A 1908-nucleotide genomic window follows, 5' to 3' on the forward strand; every position below is an offset into this window, starting at 1 on the left:
AAGTGGATGATCGGCCGGGGCAAGGGCCACGCGGTGGTCCACGCCCACCACTGACCCCGCCCCGGCCAGCGGCCGGTCCAGGCCGGTCGGCCCCGGCCCGCCGACTCACCCCGTCAGCCCCGGCCCGTCAGCTCCGCGTCGGCCAGCAGTCTCCGCAGGTCGGCGCGGGCGCGGGCGACGCGGGAGCGGACCGTGCCGACCGGGCAGCCGGTGCGCGCGGCCACGTCCGCGTACGGCAGCCCGGCGAGCTGGGTGAGGAGGAACGCCTCCCGCCTCTCGTCCGGCAGCGTCGCCAGCAGCGCGAGCAGGGCCACACCGTCGTCGAAGCCGGGCAGGCCGCGCGGCTGGGACCGCTCCACGGCCGTCCGCCAGTCCGGCGCGTCCGACATGCGGGGCCGGGCGACCGCGTACCGGTGGCTGTCGACGACGGCCCGGCGGGCTATGGCCAGCAGCCACACCCGCGCCGGCGCGCGGCCCTCGAAGCGGTGCAGTCCGGCGAGGGCGCGCAGGAAGGTGTCCTGCACGAGGTCGTCCACAGCCTGGGGATCGCCGCACAGGTGGGTGACGTAGCGGAGCACGTCGCGGTGGAGGGCGCGGACGAACCGGTCGCCGGCGTGCGCGTCGCCGCTCCGGGCGGCCAGCGCCCAGGCCGTCGCCGACGCGTCGGCCGACACGTCGTGCCCGGGAGCGGGGGCTTGGGCGCGCGGCAAGGTGGAAGTGATCACTTGGTGTCCTTCTCGGAGTCCGTGATCCGGTCCGGGCGGCGCGCGATGACGTCACGCGTCGCACGCCGGCGCGCCGCGCGGCCCGGTGAGCAGCAGGGGACGGCCCTACGGCCACACGGGCACGCGCGACGGCGTCCCGGCGGTGGCGGTACGTACGGCCGGTGACCCGGTGCGTACGACGGACGCCCCGGGTGGATCGGCTGTCGTCAGGCGACAGCGGTCCCCCTGGGCGGGCCCCGAGAGGTGAGGGCGTGGACGAGGAGACGCAGGGCCGGCCTGCGGTCCGAGCGGGGCCGGCGCGGGCGGACCCGGGGGCGGCCGAGGGCGGGCGGGATCCGGAACAGCAGCCGGAGCGGCGCGGTCAGCCTCCCCGCCACCGCGCGCAGGATGCGGAACGCCGCGCGCTCGCCGTGCCCCAGCCACAGGCCGGTGAGCAGCGCGGCGAGCAGGTGCGCGGCGAGCATCCCGGACGACGATCCGTCGCCGCCGGCCATCAGGGCCACGCCCTCGCTGTCCCCGTACGCACCGCCCATGTCACCGGCGTGCGCATGCTCCATCCCCGGAGACGAGGCGTGCGCCGCATGCTCCTCGTGCGCCGGCGCCGCGCCCTGCGCCAGCGCGAACGCCTGGTGCAGCGCCGTCTGCGCGGCCACCGCGACGCCGGCCACCGTCGGCAGCCCGCGTTCCCGCCCGGCCAGGCACCACCCGGCCGCGCCCGTCGCGACGGCGCCCGCGCCCAGCGTCCAGCCGGGCACATGACTGCCGGACATCAGCACGTGGCCCAGGGCGGCGAGCAGCACGCAGACGGCCGCGAACACCGCGGCCCGCACCGTGCGAGCGCCCCACCCTGCCGTCATGGCGCCTCATCCTGGCACCCGGGCCCGCCCCGCCTCAGGTGAACGGGGACACCGGGGTACCGGGCGCGCCCGGTAAAGTGGGCGGGTCAGCCGTGTCGGGGCCGACGAAGCCCCCGGCGAAGAGAGCAGTCCGCAGGAGAGAGCGAGCGCATGTCCGTGATGCCCGGCGCCGCTGTCTTCCCGCCGTGACCCTTCGCCCCCCGGCGGCGTCCGGACTCCCCGGAGTCCCTCCATGCCGCGCCTCCGTGGTCCCCGGGCCCCGCGTCGACGCCCGCTGACCCAGGCCACCAGCCACCAGCCCCGGCCGTACGCCCCCTCACGCCCAC

2 protein-coding genes are annotated in these 1908 nt (G+C 77.9%); both read right to left on the bottom strand.

The features are described from left to right. Positions 1-113: 113 nt before the first annotated feature. The gene (locus CCN29_RS34345) at positions 114-725 is read right to left on the bottom strand and encodes a sigma-70 family RNA polymerase sigma factor (protein WP_006133252.1); all 612 of its coding nucleotides are present in this window, start codon (positions 723-725) and stop codon (positions 114-116) included. 206 nt (positions 726-931) lie between these two features. Further along, complete coding sequence (locus CCN29_RS34350; RefSeq protein ID WP_086686343.1) at positions 932-1582, bottom strand: hypothetical protein; 651 nt, start codon at positions 1580-1582, stop codon at positions 932-934. Positions 1583-1908: the final 326 nt, after the last annotated feature.

The organism is Streptomyces pseudogriseolus (assembly GCA_002154585.1).
GTDB classification, from domain to species: domain Bacteria; phylum Actinomycetota; class Actinomycetes; order Streptomycetales; family Streptomycetaceae; genus Streptomyces; species Streptomyces pseudogriseolus.